Raw genomic sequence first — 18,813 nt, forward strand, 5'->3', positions numbered from 1 at the left:
GAACGCCGCAATCCGTTTCCAGTTCTCCACCAGGGGTGTTTTTTCTGTCGCCCCCGCCAATGATCCGCAAGGGTCTGACCCTTTATTTGCAGCCGCCCGAGTCTCTCGGGGCGGACACAGGCAATCCCGGCAATAGACACGCTTGTCCAGCGGGTCTGGCAGCAGGGGGTTAGCGGTGTACAATGCGCGCGTTTTACCTGTGACCTCCTGCGCATCTGCGCAATTCTCAAGGCTATCCGCCTTGTTCACTCCGCCGCGTCACGAGCGTGTCGGGTTCGATTTCGTCACAGATAAAAACAAACAGGTGACGCATGACCGTTGTAAATACGCTGAACTCCTGGTGCCTGCGCTGGGGTTTGATCGGTGCCGCTTAACGCCTTTCTTGAGCAGCAACGTCTTCTGAACATCATCAAACCTTGCGTGAGACCCTTTTCATGAGTGGACAAAACTCGCATTCAGGCGAGCTGAAACGCGGCCTGAAAAATCGCCACATTCAACTGATCGCCCTCGGTGGCGCGATCGGTACCGGTTTGTTCCTCGGCTCGGCCGGGGTACTGAAATCCGCCGGCCCATCGATGATTCTCGGCTACGCCATTTGCGGCTTCATTGCCTTCATGATCATGCGCCAACTGGGCGAAATGATTGTCGAAGAGCCGGTGGCCGGTTCCTTCAGCCACTTCGCGCACAAATACTGGGGCGGTTTTGCCGGGTTCCTGTCGGGCTGGAACTGCTGGATCCTGTACATTCTGGTGGGCATGTCCGAGCTGACCGCGGTCGGCAAATACATCCACTATTGGGCGCCGGACATCCCGACCTGGGCCTCCGCAGCTGCCTTCTTCGTGCTGATCAATGCGATTAACCTGGCCAACGTCAAAGTGTTTGGCGAAGCCGAGTTCTGGTTTGCGATCATCAAGGTCGTGGCGATTGTCGGTATGATCGGCCTGGGCAGCTACCTGCTGGTCAGCGGTAACGGCGGCCCGCAAGCGGCGGTCAGCAACCTGTGGACCCACGGCGGCTTCTTCCCCAATGGCATCAGTGGTCTGGTGATGGCCATGGCGATCATCATGTTCTCCTTCGGCGGCCTGGAGATGCTCGGTTTCACCGCAGCCGAAGCCGACAAGCCGAAAACCGTGATCCCGAAAGCCATCAACCAGGTGATCTACCGGATCCTGATTTTCTACATCGGTGCACTGGTCATCCTGCTGTCGTTGACGCCTTGGGACAGTCTGCTGACCACCCTCAACGCCTCCGGTGATTCCTACAGCGGCAGCCCGTTCGTACAGGTGTTCTCGATGCTGGGCAGCAACAACGCCGCGCACATCCTCAACTTTGTGGTCCTGACCGCGGCGTTGTCGGTGTACAACAGCGGCACCTACTGCAACAGCCGGATGCTGCTGGGCATGGCCGAGCAGGGCGATGCGCCGAAAGCGCTGGCGAAGATCGACAAGCGCGGCGTGCCGGTACGTTCGATCCTGGCTTCGGCTGCGGTGACCCTGATCGCGGTTCTGCTGAACTACCTGATTCCGCACAGCGCGTTGGAACTGCTGATGTCGCTGGTGGTTGCGACCCTGGTGATCAACTGGGCGATGATCAGCTTCTCGCACTTCAAGTTCCGCCAGCACATGAACAAGACCAAACAAACGCCGCTGTTCAAGGCCCTGTGGTACCCGTACGGGAACTACGTCTGCCTGGCGTTCGTGGTGTTCATCCTTGGCGTGATGCTGTTGATCCCGGGGATCCAGATCTCGGTGTATGCGATTCCGGTGTGGGTCGTGTTCATGTGGGTCTGCTACGGCATCAAGACCAAGCGCAATGCGCAGCGTGCAATGCAAGCCGCTGTGGAGTAATTCCCCGCAGAAACAAAAAACCCGGCCAAGTGCCGGGTTTTTTGTGGGCGCTGCAAAACCTGAGCTGGCAAGCCAGCTCCTACAAAAGGTTGGCCGGAAATTGGGGGGATTCGCGGTATCCTGCACGCTCTGAATACGGACGCTTTTCCATGCTGGTGATTTCCAACAATGTGCATCTGCCGGATGCCGAGATCGAGCTGACCGCCATTCGTGCCCAGGGCGCGGGTGGGCAGAACGTCAACAAGGTGTCGAGCGCCGTGCACCTGCGCTTCGACATTCCGGCCTCGTCCTTGCCCGAGTTCTACAAGGAACGGCTGCTGGCGCTGCGCGACAGCCGCATCACCAGCGATGGCGTGCTGATCATCAAGGCCCAGCAATACCGGACCCAGGAGCAGAACCGCGCCGATGCCCTGGAGCGTTTGGTCGAGCTGATCCAGAGCGCCACCAAGGTCGAAAAGAAGCGCCGCCCGACCAAGCCGACGCTCGGTTCAAAGACGCGGCGGCTCGAATCCAAAAGCAAGCGCGGCAATATCAAGGCCGGGCGCGGCAAGGTCGACTTCTAACGCGTGTCGCGGGTTTCACGCTGCCTCGGTGCCTGACGGTACAAGTACACGCTGAGCGCCAGGCCACTGAGTGCCGCCAGTGCGGCGAACAGGAAGATTGAAGCAAAGCCGAATCCGGCGGCAATTGCACCGGCCAGTGGTCCGGTGATCCCCAGCGACAAGTCGATGAACAGCGAATAAGCCCCCACAGCAGCGCCACGACTGGAGGCGGGTACGAGGTTGACCGCTTCCACCCCCAGCGCCGGGAACACCAGCGAGAAACCGAAACCGCTCAATGCCGCGCCTGCCAGCGCCCAGTGCGCGTCCGGTGCCAGCCACAGCAGCAACAGGCCCAGGGTTTCCACCGACAAACAGGCAATCGCCACGCGAAAGCCGCCGAGGCGGTTGATCAGGTTGCCGAACAACAGGCGCGCGCCGATGAAGCTGGCGCCAAACAGGCTCAGGCACAGCACTGCGTTTTCCCAGTGCTGCGTGGCGTAATACAGGGTGATGAACGTGGCGATGGTGCCGAACCCGATGGAGCCCAAGGCCAGGCCACAGCCGTGGGGCAACACTCGGCCAAGTACATGCATGAAAGGCAAGCGCTCGCCGACAACGATCGGCGCGGCGGTTTTCGGCCAGGCCAGCAGCAGACCCAAAACGGCCAGCAGCACGATACTCACGCCCATGCTCCACAAGCCTATTTTACTGACCAGCAAAACACCCAACGGCGCGCCGATCGCCAGTGCGCCATAGCTGGCGATGCCGTTCCATGAGATGACCTTGGCGGTATTCGCCGCGCCCACCCGGCCGATGCCCCAGCCAATCGAACCGGAACCCACCAGGCTTTCGGCGCTGCCGAGGACCAGGCGGCCGATCAGCAGGCTGATCAGGCTGAGCATCGGCAGGCTTTGGGTCCAGGCTGAAATCAGCATGAACACACCACTCAAGCCACAACCGGCCAGGCCATACATGACCGCCAGCTTGCTGCCTTTGTTGTCGATGATCTTGCCGGCGTACGGGCGGCTGAGCAGGGTGGCCAGGTATTGCACGCTGATGACCAGGCCCGCGATCACCGCGCCGAAGCCCAGGTCGCTATGCACATAGCCGGGTAATACGGCGAGGGGAATGCCGATATTCAAGTAGCCGATGAAGGTAAAAAGGACGATGGATACAACTTGCAGCGTGACCGCCAAGGGGCGCTGGGTTTCAGGCATGGGTAAAGGTCCACGGTAAAGCAGGATAGATAGGCTGCTTATGATAGCGGTGCTGGCTGTCGTGGGTTGTGAAAAAGTAAAACTATTTGCCGGGCGGTGTCACTCGGGCTTGGCAGGGGCTACCAGTTGCGTTGTGACCAGTGCGGCCAAGGCATTTTCTTCCGTGCCGAAGCGGGCCAGCAAAGCGGCTTGTTTCTCGGGAGGGAGGCGATTCCAGATCTCGATCATTTTCTCGGCGGTGCCGATCAGGACGCTGGCCTGGGCTTCGCTAAATTCATCGGTCATGGCTAAAGGCTCGTTTCAGGCAGTGTGGAAAGCGCATGTTAGCGCTTTCCACACGGTCTGTACGGCAGGTGTTTCAGTCTTCGCTGTCAGCCTGGCGGCTGTCAGGTGCTTCTTTGGTCTCGGGCTGTTGGGCACCGGCTTGTTGCGTGGTCGTCTGCTCAGGTACGTGCAGGCTTGGGAAGGGGAGATTAGGAATCTCGTGCATGGTTGCGCTCCTCGCTAAGTCTGTTGATAGATCTGGTAGATCCGCGCTTTTAAAAAAGCCTGGGCAGGATACAGCAGGAGAAATGACAAATAGACTTTTATATCCATTTGTTTCGACGGATGGGATTGTCTAGACATGACTGGAGGAGCGACCCAAAACAAATGTGGGAGCGAACCTGCTCGCGAAAGCGGAGTGTCATTCAACGGTGACGTTGACTGATAGATCGCATTCGCGAGCAGGCTCGCTCCCACAGGGGGCTTGCCGTGCCTGATGATTATTTGCAGACGCTGGCAATCGCCTCGGCCAGCAAATCCAGGCGCGTGGCATCAATCCCCGCCACGTTGGCCCGGCCCGAGCTGACCATGTACACGCTGTGATGATCGCGCAGGTTCTTCACTTGCTCCGGCGACAGGCCGGTGTAGGAGAACATCCCGCGCTGCACGCCAATGTGGGCAAAGCGCTCGCGCAAGCCGTGGGGTTCGAGCGCTTCCAACAGGCCGCTGCGCAGTTGGGCGATACGCAGGCGCATCGCTTCCACTTCGTCGGCCCACAGGCGTTTCAGCTCCGGGTCGCCGAGGATGGTTGCGACCACAGCAGCACCATGGTCCGGCGGCGTCGACCACAAGTTGCGGGCGATGTTGGCCAGTTGACTGCGGATGTCGATGAGTTTGTCGGCGGTTTTGGCGCAGACAATCAGCGCACCGGTGCGGTCGCGGTACAGGCCGAAGTTCTTCGAGCAGGAACTGGTGATCAGCACTTCCGGCAACTCGGCGGCGAACAACCGGGTCGACCAGGCGTCCTGCTCCAGGCCGTCGCCGAAGCCCTGGTAGGCGAAGTCGATCAGCGGCAGCAGTTCGCGTTTGCGCACAACCTCCAGCACACGGCGCCAATCGTCGTGGGACAGATCGAAACCGGTCGGGTTGTGGCAGCAGGCGTGCAGCAACACCACGTCGCCCTTGGGCGCTTCGTTGAGTGCGGCGAGCATGCCATCAATGTCGAGCCGATTGTCACTGCCCACGTACGGGTAGTGGCTGACCTTGACCTTGGCCGCCGCGAAAATCGTTTCGTGGATCGGCCAGGTCGGATTGCTCAACCACACGCCTCGGCCTGGCAGGCACTGGGCAATGAAGTCGGCGCTCAGGCGCAGCGCGCCAGTGCCGCCCGGGGTCTGGGTGGCGCCGGCCCGTTGTTGCGCGATCAACGTCGAGTCGGCGCCAAGCACCAATTCGTTGATTGCTTTGCCAAATGCAGGTTCGCCGTGACCGCCGATGTAAGTCTTGGTGCTCTGACGCTCCACCAGACGCGCCTCGGCCAGTTTCACCGACTGCGGAATGGGCGTCAGGCCTTGGGCGTCTTTATAGACACCCACGCCAAGGTCGAACTTGCGCGGGTTCGGGTCCTGCGCATAGGCCTCCATCAGGCCCAGGATCGGGTCGCCGGGCACGCGGCCAATGGCGTCGAAGTGCATTACTTGCGGCCCTCGGCGTCCTTGGCAACGATGTCAGTGCGCGCGGCCATGATGAAGTCGTTGCGGTGCAGGCCTTTGATCGAGTGGCTCCACCAGGTCACGGTGACTTTGCCCCACTCGGTCAGCAGGCCCGGGTGGTGGCCTTCGGCCTCGGAGATTTCACCAACAGCGTTGGTGAACGCCAGGGCGTGCTTGAAGTTCTTGAACAGGAAAATCTTTTCCAGCTGCATGATGCCGTCGCGAACTTCGATGTTCCAATCCGGGATCTGCTTGATCAGGATCGGCAGTTCTTCGTCGCTGACTTGTGGAGCATCGGCGCGGCAGGCTTCGCAATGGGCTTGGGTGAGTGCGGTCATGATGTATTCCTGAAATCGAATGTTGGGAAATCGGCCGTCAGTAACATCACGCTAATGCAAAGCGTGGGTTTACGACAGGCTCACTTGATCTTAAAAGTCGCGGTTCACGCAGCTTTTGGTTTTGGCGGAAATTTCGGTGCGTGCAGACCCATCTGCATCGCTTGCTTGACCATGCCCATGATGTCTTCGTGGGCGAGATCGAACAGACGCTTGAGATTCGGCAGCGCGAAATACAGAGGTTGCAGGATGTCGATGCGGTACGGCGTGCGCATGCATTCCAGCGGATCGAACGGCTGATGCTCAGGCTCGTCCGACAGGCAGTAAACGGTTTCTTTCGGCGAGGACAGAATGCCGCCGCCGTAGATGCGCTGGCCTTGCGGGGTGTCGACCAGGCCGAACTCGATGGTCATCCAGTACAGACGCGCCAGGTACACGCGTTCTTCCTTGGACGCCTGCAGGCCAAGTTTGCCGTAGGTGTGGGTGAATTCGGCGAACCATGGATTGGTCAGCAGCGGGCAGTGGCCGAAGATCTCGTGGAAAATATCCGGCTCTTGCAGGTAATCCAGCTCTTCGCGGGTACGAATGAAGGTGGCCACTGGAAACTGCTTGCTGGCGAGCAATTCAAAAAAGGTCTGGAAGGGGATCAGCGCCGGTACGCGGGCGACCTGCCAACCAGTGGTTTCACCAAGGACCTTGTTGATCTCGCCCAATTGCGGAATGCGGTCGTGGGGCAGACCGAGTTTTTCGATACCGTCCAGGTACTCCTGGCACGCACGCCCTTCGATCACTTTCAGTTGGCGAGTGATCAGCGTGTTCCACACCGCGTGTTCCTCGGCGGGGTAGTCGATAAAACCTTGCGCATCGGGCTCGCGAGCCACGTATTGCGTCTGCTTCATGCTGCTCTCCTGCTAGGGGATTCGTTCTTGTTATGTGCTGCTATGGACCTAGGAATACCCCAAGGATTGCGTTCATGCAGCAGGTGGTTCGAGGTGTGCGCAGGAAAATTCGCTGATATTCGTAAAGTTTTTGTTACGAATTGGCAGTCATCGCGTAGATGCTGAGATTTTCGGGTTTGAAAAGCGCCGTGCCTGTCACATAATCTTGACGACTATCTGCGTGTCTCGACAGAAAAGTCGGGCTAAACCTGTGGGAGCCAGCCTGCTGGCGATAGCGGCGTGTCATTCAACATCAATATTGCCTGATGCGATGCCATCGCCAGCAGGCTGGCTCCCACAGGTCAATCATCGTTTATCAGGTCTTTCATATGCGTATCAAAGTCCACTGCCAGAACCGCATCGGCATCCTTCGCGACATTCTCAACCTCTTGGTTGAGTACGGCATCAACGTCGCTCGCGGTGAAGTGGGCGGTGAGCATGGCAACGCCATCTACCTGCACTGCCCGAACCTGATCAACATTCAGTTCCAGGCGTTGCGTCCGAAATTCGAAGCAATTGGTGGGGTGTTTGGCGTCAAGCGTGTAGGGCTGATGCCCAGCGAGCGTCGGCACATGGAACTCAATGCGTTGCTCGGCGCCCTGGAGTTTCCGGTGCTGTCGATCGATATGGGCGGCTCCATCGTGGCGGCCAACCGGGCGGCGGCGCAGTTGCTGGGTGTGCGGGTCGATGAAGTGCCGGGGATGCCGTTGTCGCGCTACGCCGAGGATTTCGACTTGCCGGAACTGGTGCGCGCCAACAAATCGCGAATCAACGGGTTGCGGGTCAAGGTCAAGGGCGACGTGTTCCTGGCCGACATCGCGCCGCTGCAATCGGAGCATGACGACAGCGAAGCCATGGCCGGTGCCGTGCTGACGCTGCACCGCGCCGACCGGGTGGGTGAGCGCATCTATAACGTACGCAAGCAAGAGTTACGAGGTTTCGACAGCATCTTCCAAAGCTCGAAAGTGATGGCCGCGGTGGTGCGCGAAGCACGGCGGATGGCGCCACTGGATGCGCCGCTATTAATAGAAGGTGAAACCGGCACTGGCAAAGAACTGTTGGCGCGTGCCTGCCACTTGGCGAGTCCGCGCGGGCAGTCGCCGTTGATGGCGCTCAATTGCGCCGGCTTGCCGGAGTCCATGGCCGAGACGGAATTGTTCGGTTATGGCCCCGGTGCCTTCGAAGGGGCGCGGGCCGAGGGCAAGCTCGGGCTGTTGGAGCTGACGGCGGGCGGTACGTTGTTTCTCGATGGCGTCGGGGAAATGAGTCCGCGCTTGCAGGTGAAACTGCTTCGCTTCTTGCAGGATGGATGCTTCCGTCGTGTCGGCAGTGATGAAGAGGTGTATCTGGATGTGCGGGTGATCTGCGCGACCCAGGTCGACTTGTCCGAGTTGTGCGCGCGCGGCGAATTTCGCCAGGACCTTTATCACCGCTTGAACGTGTTGTCGCTGCACATTCCGCCGCTGCGCGAATGCCTCGACGGTTTGACGCCGCTGGTGGAGCACTTCCTCGATCAGGCCAGTCGGCAGATCGGTTGCCCGCTGCCGAAACTGGCGCCAGCGGCCATGGATCGCCTCAGTCATTACCATTGGCCGGGCAACGTTCGGCAGTTGGAGAACGTGCTGTTTCAGGCGGTTTCCCTGTGCGAGGGCGGGACGGTCAAGGCTGAGCACATTCGTCTGCCGGACTATGGCGTGCGTCAGCCGCTTGGCGATTTTTCGCTGGAGGGCGGGCTCGACGAGATTGTCGGGCGCTTCGAGAAAGCGGTGCTGGAGCGGTTGTATTCCGAGCATCCGAGCAGTCGGCAGTTGGGTAAGCGGTTGGGGGTTTCTCATACCACCATTGCCAATAAGCTGCGCGATTATGAGGTGGGCAAGGACAACACCTGACCCGCGGCTTCAACAGGTCAAGCCTTGCCACTTACCGGCATAACACCGCCGGTTTTTCGTCTCTGATACAAACCCTTCATTTCCGCTCAATCCCCTCAAGTCCTTTGTTTGCCGGGCCGCGCGCCGTGCAAAACAAGTTGGTCTGCAAATTGCTTATGCCTCGTCAGTACAGCAGTGGGCGGCAAACGTCCGGCAGGCAGAGGAAAGATTGTGGACAAGTACCTTTATGTGGCAATGACCGGCGCCAGCCAGAATGCACTGGCGCAGAAGGCTCATGCCAACAACCTCGCGAACATCTCCACCAACGGTTTCCAGAAAGACCTGGAGCAGGCGCGTTCGATGCCGGTGTTCGGCGACAGCTTTCCGGCGCGTGCGTTTGCCATGTCCGAACGCCCGGCCACCGACTTCTCTCCCGGCTCGCTGGTGCAAACCGGCCGCGACCTCGATGTCGCCGTGCAAGGCAACGGCTGGCTGGCGGTGCAGAACCCCGATGGCGGCGAAAGCTACGTGCGCACCGGCAGCCTGGTGGTTGACGCGTTGGGTGTGCTGCGTGCCGGCAACGGCATGCCGGTGATCGGCAACGGCGGCCCGATTGCCGTGCCGCCCGAGCAGCAGATCGAAGTCGGCGAGGACGGCACCATCAGCATCCGTGCGATGGGTGAAGGCCCTCGAGTGATGGCGGAAGTTGACCGCATCAAGCTGGTCAACCCGGACTTCAAGAACATGACCAAGGGCCTGGACGGTTCGATCCACACCAAGGACGGCAGGCCGGCGCAAGCCGATGCCAACGTCAAACTGGTGTCCGGTTTTCTTGAGTCGAGCAACGTCAACGCCGTGGACGAAATGACCTCGGTACTGGCCTTGGCCAAGCAGTTCGAACTGCACATCAAGATGATGAACACCGCCAAAGAAGACGACCAGGCCATGGCTCGGGTCTTGCAGATCAGCTAATTACCAGAACGTCGCGCCGTAAAACAGGCGCACGAGGAGAATCGAATGCTTCCGGCTCTATGGGTTGCCAAAACCGGTCTGTCCGCCCAGGACACCAACCTGACCACCATTTCCAACAACCTGGCCAACGTGTCGACCACGGGTTTCAAACGTGACCGCGCCGAGTTCCAGGACTTGCTCTATCAGATCAAGCGTCAGCCAGGCGCCCAGTCGACCCAGGACAGCGAACTGCCGTCGGGCCTGCAACTGGGTACCGGTGTGCGCATTGTCGGCACCCAGAAGAACTTCAACGCCGGCAGCCTGCAAACCACCGAGCAGCCGCTGGACATGGCCATCGACGGTCGCGGTTTCTTCCAGATCCTGCAACCGGACGGCACCACGTCCTATACCCGTGACGGTACCTTCCACCTGGACTCCAACGGCCAGATCGTCAACGCCAGCGGCTTTGCCCTGGAGCCGGCGATTGTCATTCCGAACGACGCCCAGACCTTCACCGTCGGCAAGGACGGCACCGTGTCCATCACCGTCGCCGGCAACCCGGCTTCCCAGGTGATCGGTAACCTGCAAACTGCCGACTTCATCAACCCGGCCGGCCTGCAAGCGGTGGGTAACAACCTGTTCCTGGAAACTGCCGCCAGTGGTGCACCGCAAGTCGGTACCCCGGGCCTGGCCGGTTTCGGTACCACGCTGCAGAACACCCTGGAAACGTCCAACGTCAGCACGGTTGAAGAGATGGTCAACATGATCACCACTCAGCGCGCCTACGAGATGAACTCCAAGGTGATCTCCACCGCCGACCAGATGCTCTCGTTCGTAACGCAGAATCTGTAATCAAGTCTATGAGGCGGTCATGCGACCGCCTGCAACACCGTGAGGTAAGGGTCATGAATCGCTTCGTTTCTGTTCTGGCATTGAGTGGGATCACTGTGCTCGCCGGCTGTGTCGGTCCGACACCCAAGCCCAATGATCCTTACTACGCCCCGGTGTTGCCGCGCACGCCGTTGCCGGCTGCGGCGAACAACGGTTCGATCTACCAGGCCGGTTTCGAGCAGAACCTCTATAGCGACCGCAAGGCGTTCCGCGTAGGTGACATCATCACCATCACGCTGAACGAGAGGACCCAGGCCAGCAAAAACGCCAACTCGCAAATTGGCAAGAACAGCAAGGCCAGCATCGGCCTGAGCTCGCTGTTCGGCTCTACCCCCAGCACCAATAACCCGTTCGGCAGTGGCGACCTGAGCCTCGATGCCGGCTATGAAGGCGACCGCGCGACCAAGGGTGACAGCAAGGCCGCGCAAGGCAACACCCTCACCGGTTCGGTCACCGTGACCGTGGCTGACGTGTTGCCCAACGGCATCATCGCGGTACGTGGCGAGAAGTGGATGACGCTGAACACCGGTGATGAACTGGTGCGAATTGCCGGGCTGGTGCGCGCTGACGATATCTCCACCGATAACACCGTGTCGTCGACCCGTGTCGCCGATGCGCGCATCACCTATTCGGGCACCGGTTCGTTTGCCGATGCGAGTCAGCCAGGCTGGTTCGACCGTTTCTTCCTCAGCCCGCTGTTCCCTTTCTAGGTGGCTTTCCAGTTGAGCATGTTGAACTTTAGACACCTGATGGTGGCTGCCCTGATGCTGTCCGCATCCTTCGGCGCTCAAGCCGAGCGGCTGAAGGACATCGCCAGCATTTCCGGCGTGCGTTCCAACCAATTGATCGGCTACGGCCTGGTGGTCGGGCTTAACGGCACCGGTGACCAGACGACGCAAACCCCATTCACCCTGCAGACCTTCAACAACATGCTCTCGCAGTTCGGCATCAAGGTGCCGCCGGGTTCGGGCAACGTGCAGTTGAAGAACGTCGCGGCGGTATCGATCAGTGCCGACCTGCCAGCGTTCGCCAAACCGGGACAGCAGATCGACATTACCGTAGCGTCCATCGGTAACTCCAAGAGCCTGCGAGGCGGCACCTTGCTGCTGACGCCGCTCAAGGGTATCGATGGCAACGTCTATGCGGTGGCCCAGGGCAACCTGGTGGTGGGCGGTTTCGATGCCGAAGGTCGCGACGGTTCGAAAATCACGGTCAACGTCCCGTCGGCCGGGCGCATCCCAGGCGGTGCGTCGGTTGAACGGGCTGTGCCGAGCGGTTTCAACCAGGGCAACAGCCTGACCCTGAACCTCAATCGATCCGACTTCACCACGGCCAAGCGCATCGTCGACAAGATCAACGACATGCTCGGCCCTGGCGTGGCGCAAGCCATCGATGGCGGGTCGATCCGCGTGACCGCGCCGCTCGATCCGAGCCAGCGTGTCGACTATCTGTCGATCCTCGAAAACCTCGAAATCGATCCGGGCCAGGCGGTGGCGAAAGTCATCATCAACTCCCGTACTGGCACCATCGTGATCGGTCAGAACGTCAAGGTTTCTCCGGCAGCCGTCACTCATGGCAGCTTGACCGTGACCATCACCGAAGACCCGATCGTCAGCCAGCCCGGTCCTCTGTCCAATGGCCAGACCGCCGTCGTGCCGCGCTCGCGGGTCAACGCCGAGCAGGAAGCCAAACCGATGTTCAAGTTCGGCCCGGGCACCACCCTCGACGAAATCGTCCGTGCGGTGAACCAGGTCGGCGCAGCGCCGGGTGACCTGATGGCCATCCTCGAAGCACTGAAGCAGGCCGGCGCGTTGCAAGCCGACCTGATCGTGATTTAAGGAAGGCGATCCTATGGACATGTTCAAGAGTGGGCGGGTCAGCAGCAGCGATTCGGGTGCGTTTTCCGACCTGAACCGACTGAACCAGCTCAAGGTCGGCGACAAGAACAGTGACGCCAACATGCGCAAAGTGGCGCAGGAATTCGAGTCGCTGTTCCTCGGCGAGATGCTCAAGTCCATGCGCTCGGCCACCGAAGCACTGGGCAAGGACAACCCGCTCAACACTGCCGAGGCCAAGCAGTATCAGGAAATGTACGACCAGCAACTGGCCGTTTCCATGTCCCGCGAGGGCGGTGGCATCGGGCTGGCGGACGTGCTGATGCGGCAGATGTCGAAGAACAAACCGCTGGCGCCGGGTGAAGCGGCGACGTTGTCTGCTGCCAAGCAGGAGGCTGCGAAAGCCGCTGCGCAAACGCCGATCGCGGCGGGCACGGTGGCAGTCAACGGGCCGTTGTCGCGAGTCAACGGTCAGCGTCCGTTGTGGGCTTCACGCTCGGTCAGCGCACCGACAGGCGAGGGTGCTCACAGCAATGACATGGCATTGATCAATCAGCGGCGCCTGGCATTGCCACCGAAACTGGCTGATCGCTTGCTCGCCGGTCTGGTGCCTTCCGCCACGACGACAGCGCCGTTGACTGCGGCCGTCAACAAGACGGCATTGCCGGAGCGCACCACGATCACCGGTACCGGGCCTTTGTATAACGGCGACTGGTTGGCCAATGCGCAGGCGGCATCGAACGGGGGGTTGCAGATTCACGGTCGCGCCATCGCGCAGATTCCACTGGCGCCAGCGAAAAAAGCGTTCAGCTCAGCAGACGAATTCGTCAACACCATGCTGCCGATGGCCAAGGAAGCGGCCGAGCGCATTGGTGTCGATCCGCGTTACCTGGTGGCCCAGGCTGCCCTGGAAACCGGCTGGGGCAAATCGGTCATGCGCGCCCAGGACGGCAGCAGCAGTCACAACCTGTTCGGCATCAAGGCCAGCAGCAGTTGGAAGGGCGATTCGGCGCGAGCGATCACCAGCGAATTCAGAAATGGCGAGATGGTCAAGGAGACGGCCGAGTTCCGTTCCTATGACTCTTACAAGGACAGTTTCCATGACCTTGTGACGTTGTTGCAGACGAATAATCGCTATCAAGATGTCGTGAAGTCGGCCGATAACCCAGAACAGTTTGTACGCGAGTTGCAAAAGGCCGGTTACGCAACCGACCCGGACTACGCAAGCAAGATTTCGCAGATAGCCAAGCAGATGACGAGTTACCAGAACTACGCTGCGGCGGGCGTTTCCACCACGCCTTTATAGGCATAAGGTCATAAGGTCTGAACCATGAGTTTGCTCAACATCGGAATGTCGGGTTTGTCCGCTAGCCACGCTTCGTTGGTGACTACCGGTAATAACATTTCCAACGTCGATACCGTCGGGTACTCGCGCCAACAAACCGTGCAGAACAGCAAAAATTCTATTCAGCACGGCAATGTGTTCATTGGCACCGGTACTACGCTGGCCGATGTGCGTCGGGTGTACAACAGCTACCTCGATGCGCAGTTGCAGACCACTACCTCGCTCAACAGCGATGCCCAGGCTTATCTGGGGCAAGCGACTCAGGTCGACAAGTTGCTGTCCGACAGCGGCACCGGTGTGACCAAGACCTTGCAATCGTTCTTCGCGTCCTTGCAGACCCTGGCCGGCAATTCCAACGACAACGCCGCACGTCAGGCATTGTTGACCAACGCTCAGGGCCTGAGCAGCCGCTTCAACGCGATTTCCCAGCAGTTGAAACAACAGGGTTCGTACATCAACGATCAGTTGGGCTCGATGGCCGATCAGGTCAACAAACTGGCGTCGACCGTCGCGGCCTACAACAAAAAAATCGCCGAAGTCAGCGGTTCGGGTGGCACCCCCAACGAACTGCTGGACCAGCGTAACGAAACCATTCGCCAGCTCAACGAGCTGGTCGGCACTCAGGTCACTGAAACCGAAGGCCGCCTCGATATCTATCTGGGCAGCGGCCAGCCACTGGTGGTCGGTGATACCGTCAACAAATTGCGCGTGGCGCCGGATCCTGCCGATCCCACTCGCTCCGCGATCATCATGGATCGCAACGGCTCGTCGTTGGATATCACGTCGGTGATGAGCGGCGGCGAGATGGGCGGCCTGATTCGTTATCGCAACGAGGTGCTGACCCCGGCGGTCAATGGCCTGGGTCGCATCGCCATGGTCGTGGCCGATCAGGTCAACAAGCAGTTGGGCCAGGGCCTGGATCAGAACGGCAACTTCGGCGCGGCACTGTTCAACAACATCAACAGCTTGAAAGCCATCAGCGAGCGCAGCATCGCCAACGCCGGCAACAACCCGGCATCCGGTAACCTGAACGTCACCATCAAGGACACCAGCAAACTGGCGGCCAGTGATTATCAGGTGACCATCACCGCGACCGGCTACAACGTGCGTCGCCTGTCGGATAATTCCGACATGGGCAACTTCGCTTTCGCGACACCGCCTGCCGCCGATCCGGTTATCGATGGTTTCAGCCTGAGCATCAATTCGGGCACCGTGGCCGTCGGCGATTCGTTCAAGATCACCCCGACCCGCAGCTCCGCCGCGGACATGACCACGGTCATGACCGACACCAAGACCCTGGCCACGTCCGCGCCACTGACGTCGACCAAGGCTTCGGGCAATGACGGTACCGGTGCTGTCAGCCAGCCGAACCTGACAACGTCTCTGGATATCTATGATCCGGTGCAGCGACTGGAAGTGCAGACGGCGGTCAAGGCGAGCATGCCTGTTCGCATGCTGATGACCAGCGCCACGGCGTATGAAGTGTTCGACTCCAAGGGCAACAGCATTGGTACGGGCAACATCGTCCCCGGTCAGAACAACGACCTGAACATTGCCGTGCCTTACACCGATGCCGGTGGCAACGCCAAAACCTTCAACGTGGCAATGACGGTCAGCGGTAGCCCAGCCTCGGGCGACAGTTTCAACATTGCCATGACAGCGGCCGACAGCACCGACAACCGTAACGCGCAGTCGCTGCTCGCCCTGCAAACCAAAGCCACCGTCGGCGCTACCGCGACCAACCCGGGTGTGAGTTTTACCGATGCGTATGGTGGTCTGGTATCGACCGTCGGTTCCCTGACCAAGCAGGGTCAACTGGATGCCACGGCGACTGACACCATTCTGACCGGTGCGCGCAATGCCCGTGACTCGCTGTCGGGCGTCGACCTCGATGAAGAGGCGGGCAACCTGACCAAATACCAGCAGTACTACACGGCCTCTTCGCAGATCATCAAGACTGCGCAGGAAATTTTCAGCACCCTGATCAATGCCCTTTAAGGAGCCGTAGAACATGCGCATTTCTACCGCACAGTATTACGCCACGACGGCCGCCAACTATTCTCGCAACCTGAATAACGTGATGAAGACTGCCGAGCAGGCGAGCAGCGGTATCAAGGTAGCGACCGCCGCAGACGATCCAGTCGGTGCCGCCCGTTTGCTGCAACTTGAGCAGCAAAAAGCGATGTTGGGGCAGTACACCAGCAATATCCAGGCGTTGGGTACCGCCCAGGCGCAGGAAGAAAGCGTGCTGGACAGCATCAACACTGTGCTGCAAAAGGTCAGCGAGTTGGCTGTACGTGCTGGGGGTGCATCGTTGAACGATGACGATCGCAAATCCATTGGTGCAGAAGTTGCCCAGGCTGAAGAGCAACTGCTGAGCTTGATGAACAGCAAGGACGCCAACGGCAAGTACATCTTTGCCGGTGCCAGCAACAACACTCAGCCTTTTATTCGCAACAGCGACGGTACCTACAGTTATCAAGGTGACCAGACGCAATTGCAGCTGAAAATCGGCGACTCGATGTCGCTGGGCTTGAACGATACCGGTTGGGATGTATTCCAGCAGGCGATCAACGCTGCTCGCAGTTCGACCACGATGACCGCGCCGGCAGTGGACGACGGACGTGTATCCGTATCCCAAGGCCTGGTGAGTTCCGGCCCGGCTTTTGATGCGAGTTTTCGCAACGGGCAGCCTTACACAATGTCATTCACCAGCAGTACCCAATTTGTGATCATGGATAGCTTGGGGAACGACGTTACAGCTGAGGCAAGCGGGGGAGGCAAATTTGATCCGGATAACAAGGACGGTTCCGATATCAGCTTTCGTGGTGTGACCTTCGCGCTGGATATCACCTATCAAGCGACTGACACGCCCGCAAACGCGGATGCTGTCATCGCTGGTCACAGTTTCAAGCTGGAAGCCAAGCCAGACAGCTTCGTTGGCACCCGAGCGGCGAGCAACACCTCAACAGCGCTGATCAGCCAAGCTACAGTGACCAATGCGGCCGATTACAAAAGTTTCTTCCCGGAAGGCGGGGCGGTTCTGAAATTTACCAGCCCCACCACCTTTGAGCTATACACTCGGCCGTTGACCAGTAGCAGCACTCCGGTCTCCAGCGGAACTGTAGCGGCAGGCATTGCAACGGCGGCCGGTGTCAGCTTTACGCTCGGGGGAACGCCGCCAGTTCCGGCGGCAGGTGACCAGTTCGATATCTCGGTCAATACCCACCAGACTCAGAACGTGCTCGATACCATTAGCCAGCTGCGTCAGGCACTTGAAGTGCCTACTGCAGGCAATCCGGAGGCGGCGCGCAATCTGCAGAACGTCATCGCCTCTTCGATTTCCAACTTGAATAACGCGAAGAACCAGGTCGATCTGGCGCGCGGTGCCATCGGCGCACGCGGCAACGTGATGGATATGCAGCGGGATGCCATTCAAAGCACGGATCTGATCAACACTTCTACGCAATCTTCGATCAGAGAGGCCGACCCGGCTGAAGTGCTGACCCGCCTGACCTTGCAGCAAACCATGCTGCAGGCCGCGCAACTGGCGTTCGCCAAGGTCTCCCAGTTGAGCCTGTTCAACAAGCTTTGAGTCGGTCTTGACCGCTCGCGGCCAGTCCCTGTCATAGGGGGCTGGCTTTTTTTTGCATTTTTTTCAGCCGGTGGCGGAGCTGAAGAGGCGGGATCTGGACCATAAAATCAAATAAAGCACCGATCTCTGAGTGACCCGTCAGTCAAAACGCGCATCTTCACTGTATCCTGTCTGCGGGCGGTGAAAGGTGGCGGACTGTTCAAGGCGTTTGCTTGAGCGCCGACGATGCCAGGCCCTGACTGTAGACGCCCTCGATTCAGCGAGCGGCGATGTTCAGCTGTTTATTATTGGGAAGCCATAATGATTGGCATAAAAAATATTGCGAGTTACGTGCCGGCAACCGGGGTTGATAACTACGCCCAGGGTGCAAAGTTCGACAAGGATGAAACCTTCATCCTTGGCAAGATCGGTTCGGCGTTTTTGCCGCGCATGGATGCCGATCAGGAAACGTCCGACCTGTGTGTCGAAGCCGCCAACGCCCTGTTCGCCGCCAGTCCAGCGCTCAAGCGTGAATCCATCGACTGCCTGATCGTCGTCACCCAGAACGGTGATGAAGAAGGGCTGCCGCACACCGCTGCGATCGTTCAGGACAAGCTGGGCCTGCCGACCCATGTCGCCGCTTTCGATATTTCCCTGGGCTGTTCCGGCTACGTGTACGGCATCTATGCGATCAAGGGCTTCATGGAAGCGGCGGGGCTGAAAAACGGCCTGCTGATCACCGCTGACCCGTATTCGAAGATCGTCGACCCGGAAGACCGCAACACCACCATGTTGTTCGGCGATGCCGCCACCGCGACCTGGATGGGCGAAAACGCTGTCTGGCAGCTGGGCAAGTCGAAGTTCGGTACCGACGGTTCCGGCGCACCGCACCTGAAAGTCACTGACGGTGTGTTCTTCATGAATGGCCGCCAGGTGTTCAACTTTGCCTTGCTCAAAGTCCCGGCGCATTTGCATGAGCTGCTGGACGAGTCGAATCTGCAAGCTGGCGACATCGATGCCTTCTGCATTCACCAGGGCAGCGCGGCCATCGTCGATGCCGTGGCGCGCCGCTTCGAAGAAGGCGAGCCGGAGAAGTTCGTCAAGGACATGCTCGAAACCGGCAACACGGTTTCATCGAGCATTCCGTTGCTGTTGCAGAACCACGTGTTCGATTCCAAATGGACGCGCGTGGCGATCAGCGGCTTTGGCGTGGGCCTTTCGTGGGGGTCGGCGATTCTTTATCGCGGTTGATTAACCCGAATACAGGCGCAAAAAAAAACGCCCGGCAACCCAAGTTGCCGGGCGTTTTGCGTTTTTATGGCGCCGATTTTTTGTCTGTAAAGCCTTGAAAATAAAGGGCTGGCACGCTGCCATTAAAAAATTCGAAAAAACCCCTCAAGCAAACGGGTCCCACGACGATAACTATTACGTAGGTTCTCTAGGCCACACCAGGCGGTTGCCAGGGCCGGAAGCCGCAGTATCCATCCAACGAGG

Annotated in this window: 17 protein-coding genes and 1 pseudogene; 11 read left to right on the forward strand and 7 right to left on the reverse strand. The window is 59.4% G+C overall.

Annotated features, from left to right (window positions below; genetic code table 11):
- The first annotated feature begins 434 nt into the window (after positions 1 to 434).
- Both KHO07_RS07400 and arfB read left to right on the forward strand, forming a co-directional pair.
- The gene (locus tag KHO07_RS07400; protein ID WP_212626818.1) at positions 435 to 1,847 is read left to right on the forward strand and encodes an amino acid permease; all 1,413 of its coding nucleotides are present in this window, start codon (positions 435 to 437) and stop codon (positions 1,845 to 1,847) included.
- 149 nt (positions 1,848 to 1,996) lie between these two features.
- Positions 1,997 to 2,410, forward strand: coding sequence for an alternative ribosome rescue aminoacyl-tRNA hydrolase ArfB (arfB, locus tag KHO07_RS07405; protein WP_056853046.1), 414 nt, complete (start codon positions 1,997 to 1,999; stop codon positions 2,408 to 2,410).
- Here arfB and KHO07_RS07410 read toward each other — a convergent pair.
- The 7 genes and pseudogenes from KHO07_RS07410 to phhA all read right to left on the reverse strand — a co-directional run bounded on the left by KHO07_RS07410 (position 2,407) and on the right by phhA (position 6,816).
- Positions 2,407 to 3,606, reverse strand: coding sequence for an MFS transporter (locus KHO07_RS07410; protein ID WP_212626819.1), 1,200 nt, complete (start codon positions 3,604 to 3,606; stop codon positions 2,407 to 2,409). The genes arfB and KHO07_RS07410 overlap by 4 nt on opposite strands.
- 99 nt (positions 3,607 to 3,705) lie before the next feature.
- Positions 3,706 to 3,891, reverse strand: coding sequence for a hypothetical protein (locus KHO07_RS07415; protein WP_150734920.1), 186 nt, complete (start codon positions 3,889 to 3,891; stop codon positions 3,706 to 3,708).
- 73 nt (positions 3,892 to 3,964) lie between these two features.
- A complete protein-coding gene (locus KHO07_RS29360) occupies positions 3,965 to 4,096 on the reverse strand; it encodes a hypothetical protein (RefSeq protein ID WP_280519540.1) in 132 nt (43 codons plus the stop codon).
- Positions 4,097 to 4,260: 164 nt separating this feature from the next.
- Positions 4,261 to 4,380, reverse strand: a pseudogene (locus KHO07_RS29100) (metal ABC transporter ATP-binding protein); the annotation flags it as partial.
- Positions 4,371 to 5,564: an amino acid aminotransferase gene (locus KHO07_RS07420; protein ID WP_212626820.1), complete on the reverse strand. Its 1,194-nt coding sequence runs from the start codon at positions 5,562 to 5,564 to the stop codon at positions 4,371 to 4,373. The pseudogene KHO07_RS29100 and the gene KHO07_RS07420, both read right to left, overlap by 10 nt.
- Positions 5,564 to 5,920: a 4a-hydroxytetrahydrobiopterin dehydratase gene (locus KHO07_RS07425; RefSeq protein WP_056853042.1), complete on the reverse strand. Its 357-nt coding sequence runs from the start codon at positions 5,918 to 5,920 to the stop codon at positions 5,564 to 5,566. The genes KHO07_RS07420 and KHO07_RS07425 overlap by 1 nt, the downstream gene beginning before the upstream one ends.
- 104 nt (positions 5,921 to 6,024) lie before the next feature.
- Complete coding sequence (phhA, locus tag KHO07_RS07430; RefSeq protein WP_075948913.1) at positions 6,025 to 6,816, reverse strand: phenylalanine 4-monooxygenase; 792 nt, start codon at positions 6,814 to 6,816, stop codon at positions 6,025 to 6,027.
- Between the two features lie 368 nt (positions 6,817 to 7,184).
- Here phhA and KHO07_RS07435 point away from each other — a divergent pair, with 368 nt between their 5' ends.
- The 9 genes from KHO07_RS07435 (at position 7,185) to KHO07_RS07475 (ending at position 18,570) form a co-directional block, all read left to right on the forward strand.
- Complete coding sequence (locus KHO07_RS07435) at positions 7,185 to 8,744, forward strand: sigma-54-dependent transcriptional regulator (RefSeq protein ID WP_150734918.1); 1,560 nt, start codon at positions 7,185 to 7,187, stop codon at positions 8,742 to 8,744.
- Positions 8,745 to 8,954: 210 nt separating this feature from the next.
- The gene (locus KHO07_RS07440) at positions 8,955 to 9,695 is read left to right on the forward strand and encodes a flagellar basal body rod protein FlgF (protein ID WP_150734917.1); all 741 of its coding nucleotides are present in this window, start codon (positions 8,955 to 8,957) and stop codon (positions 9,693 to 9,695) included.
- A gap of 45 nt (positions 9,696 to 9,740) precedes the next feature.
- A complete protein-coding gene (gene flgG, locus KHO07_RS07445) occupies positions 9,741 to 10,526 on the forward strand; it encodes a flagellar basal-body rod protein FlgG (protein ID WP_008055493.1) in 786 nt (261 codons plus the stop codon).
- Positions 10,527 to 10,579: 53 nt separating this feature from the next.
- On the forward strand, positions 10,580 to 11,275 hold the full coding sequence (flgH, locus tag KHO07_RS07450; protein ID WP_150734916.1) for a flagellar basal body L-ring protein FlgH: 696 nt from the start codon (positions 10,580 to 10,582) through the stop codon (positions 11,273 to 11,275).
- 18 nt (positions 11,276 to 11,293) lie between these two features.
- Complete coding sequence (locus KHO07_RS07455) at positions 11,294 to 12,403, forward strand: flagellar basal body P-ring protein FlgI (protein ID WP_075948909.1); 1,110 nt, start codon at positions 11,294 to 11,296, stop codon at positions 12,401 to 12,403.
- A 13-nt stretch (positions 12,404 to 12,416) separates the two neighbouring features.
- On the forward strand, positions 12,417 to 13,706 hold the full coding sequence (flgJ, locus tag KHO07_RS07460) for a flagellar assembly peptidoglycan hydrolase FlgJ (protein ID WP_212626821.1): 1,290 nt from the start codon (positions 12,417 to 12,419) through the stop codon (positions 13,704 to 13,706).
- 24 nt (positions 13,707 to 13,730) lie between these two features.
- On the forward strand, positions 13,731 to 15,743 hold the full coding sequence (gene flgK, locus KHO07_RS07465; RefSeq protein WP_212626822.1) for a flagellar hook-associated protein FlgK: 2,013 nt from the start codon (positions 13,731 to 13,733) through the stop codon (positions 15,741 to 15,743).
- 13 nt (positions 15,744 to 15,756) lie between these two features.
- Positions 15,757 to 17,340, forward strand: a complete 1,584-nt coding sequence (locus KHO07_RS07470) for a flagellar hook-associated protein 3 (protein WP_212626823.1) — start codon at positions 15,757 to 15,759, stop codon at positions 17,338 to 17,340.
- Between the two features lie 300 nt (positions 17,341 to 17,640).
- Positions 17,641 to 18,570 (forward strand): ketoacyl-ACP synthase III, encoded by a 930-nt coding sequence (locus KHO07_RS07475; RefSeq protein WP_075948905.1) that lies wholly within the window; start codon positions 17,641 to 17,643, stop codon positions 18,568 to 18,570.
- Positions 18,571 to 18,813 lie beyond the last annotated feature (243 nt).

Origin of the sequence: Pseudomonas sp. PP3, from assembly GCF_905336995.1 — a bacterium.
GTDB lineage: Bacteria > Pseudomonadota > Gammaproteobacteria > Pseudomonadales > Pseudomonadaceae > Aquipseudomonas > Aquipseudomonas reinekei.

Bases quoted from the DNA above. Each gene is read 5' to 3' on its own strand.
- KHO07_RS07400 (WP_212626818.1), top strand. From the start codon at position 435: ATGAGTGGACAAAACTCGCATTCAGGCGAGCTGAAACGCGGCCTGAAA.
- arfB (WP_056853046.1), top strand. From the start codon at position 1,997: ATGCTGGTGATTTCCAACAATGTGCATCTGCCGGATGCCGAGATCGAG.
- KHO07_RS07410 (WP_212626819.1), bottom strand. From the start codon at position 3,606: ATGCCTGAAACCCAGCGCCCCTTGGCGGTCACGCTGCAAGTTGTATCC.
- KHO07_RS07415 (WP_150734920.1), bottom strand. From the start codon at position 3,891: ATGACCGATGAATTTAGCGAAGCCCAGGCCAGCGTCCTGATCGGCACC.
- KHO07_RS29360 (WP_280519540.1), bottom strand. From the start codon at position 4,096: ATGCACGAGATTCCTAATCTCCCCTTCCCAAGCCTGCACGTACCTGAG.
- KHO07_RS07420 (WP_212626820.1), bottom strand. From the start codon at position 5,564: ATGCACTTCGACGCCATTGGCCGCGTGCCCGGCGACCCGATCCTGGGC.
- KHO07_RS07425 (WP_056853042.1), bottom strand. From the start codon at position 5,920: ATGACCGCACTCACCCAAGCCCATTGCGAAGCCTGCCGCGCCGATGCT.
- phhA (WP_075948913.1), bottom strand. From the start codon at position 6,816: ATGAAGCAGACGCAATACGTGGCTCGCGAGCCCGATGCGCAAGGTTTT.
- KHO07_RS07435 (WP_150734918.1), top strand. From the start codon at position 7,185: ATGCGTATCAAAGTCCACTGCCAGAACCGCATCGGCATCCTTCGCGAC.
- flgG (WP_008055493.1), top strand. From the start codon at position 9,741: ATGCTTCCGGCTCTATGGGTTGCCAAAACCGGTCTGTCCGCCCAGGAC.
- flgH (WP_150734916.1), top strand. From the start codon at position 10,580: ATGAATCGCTTCGTTTCTGTTCTGGCATTGAGTGGGATCACTGTGCTC.
- KHO07_RS07455 (WP_075948909.1), top strand. From the start codon at position 11,294: ATGTTGAACTTTAGACACCTGATGGTGGCTGCCCTGATGCTGTCCGCA.
- flgJ (WP_212626821.1), top strand. From the start codon at position 12,417: ATGGACATGTTCAAGAGTGGGCGGGTCAGCAGCAGCGATTCGGGTGCG.
- flgK (WP_212626822.1), top strand. From the start codon at position 13,731: ATGAGTTTGCTCAACATCGGAATGTCGGGTTTGTCCGCTAGCCACGCT.
- KHO07_RS07470 (WP_212626823.1), top strand. From the start codon at position 15,757: ATGCGCATTTCTACCGCACAGTATTACGCCACGACGGCCGCCAACTAT.
- KHO07_RS07475 (WP_075948905.1), top strand. From the start codon at position 17,641: ATGATTGGCATAAAAAATATTGCGAGTTACGTGCCGGCAACCGGGGTT.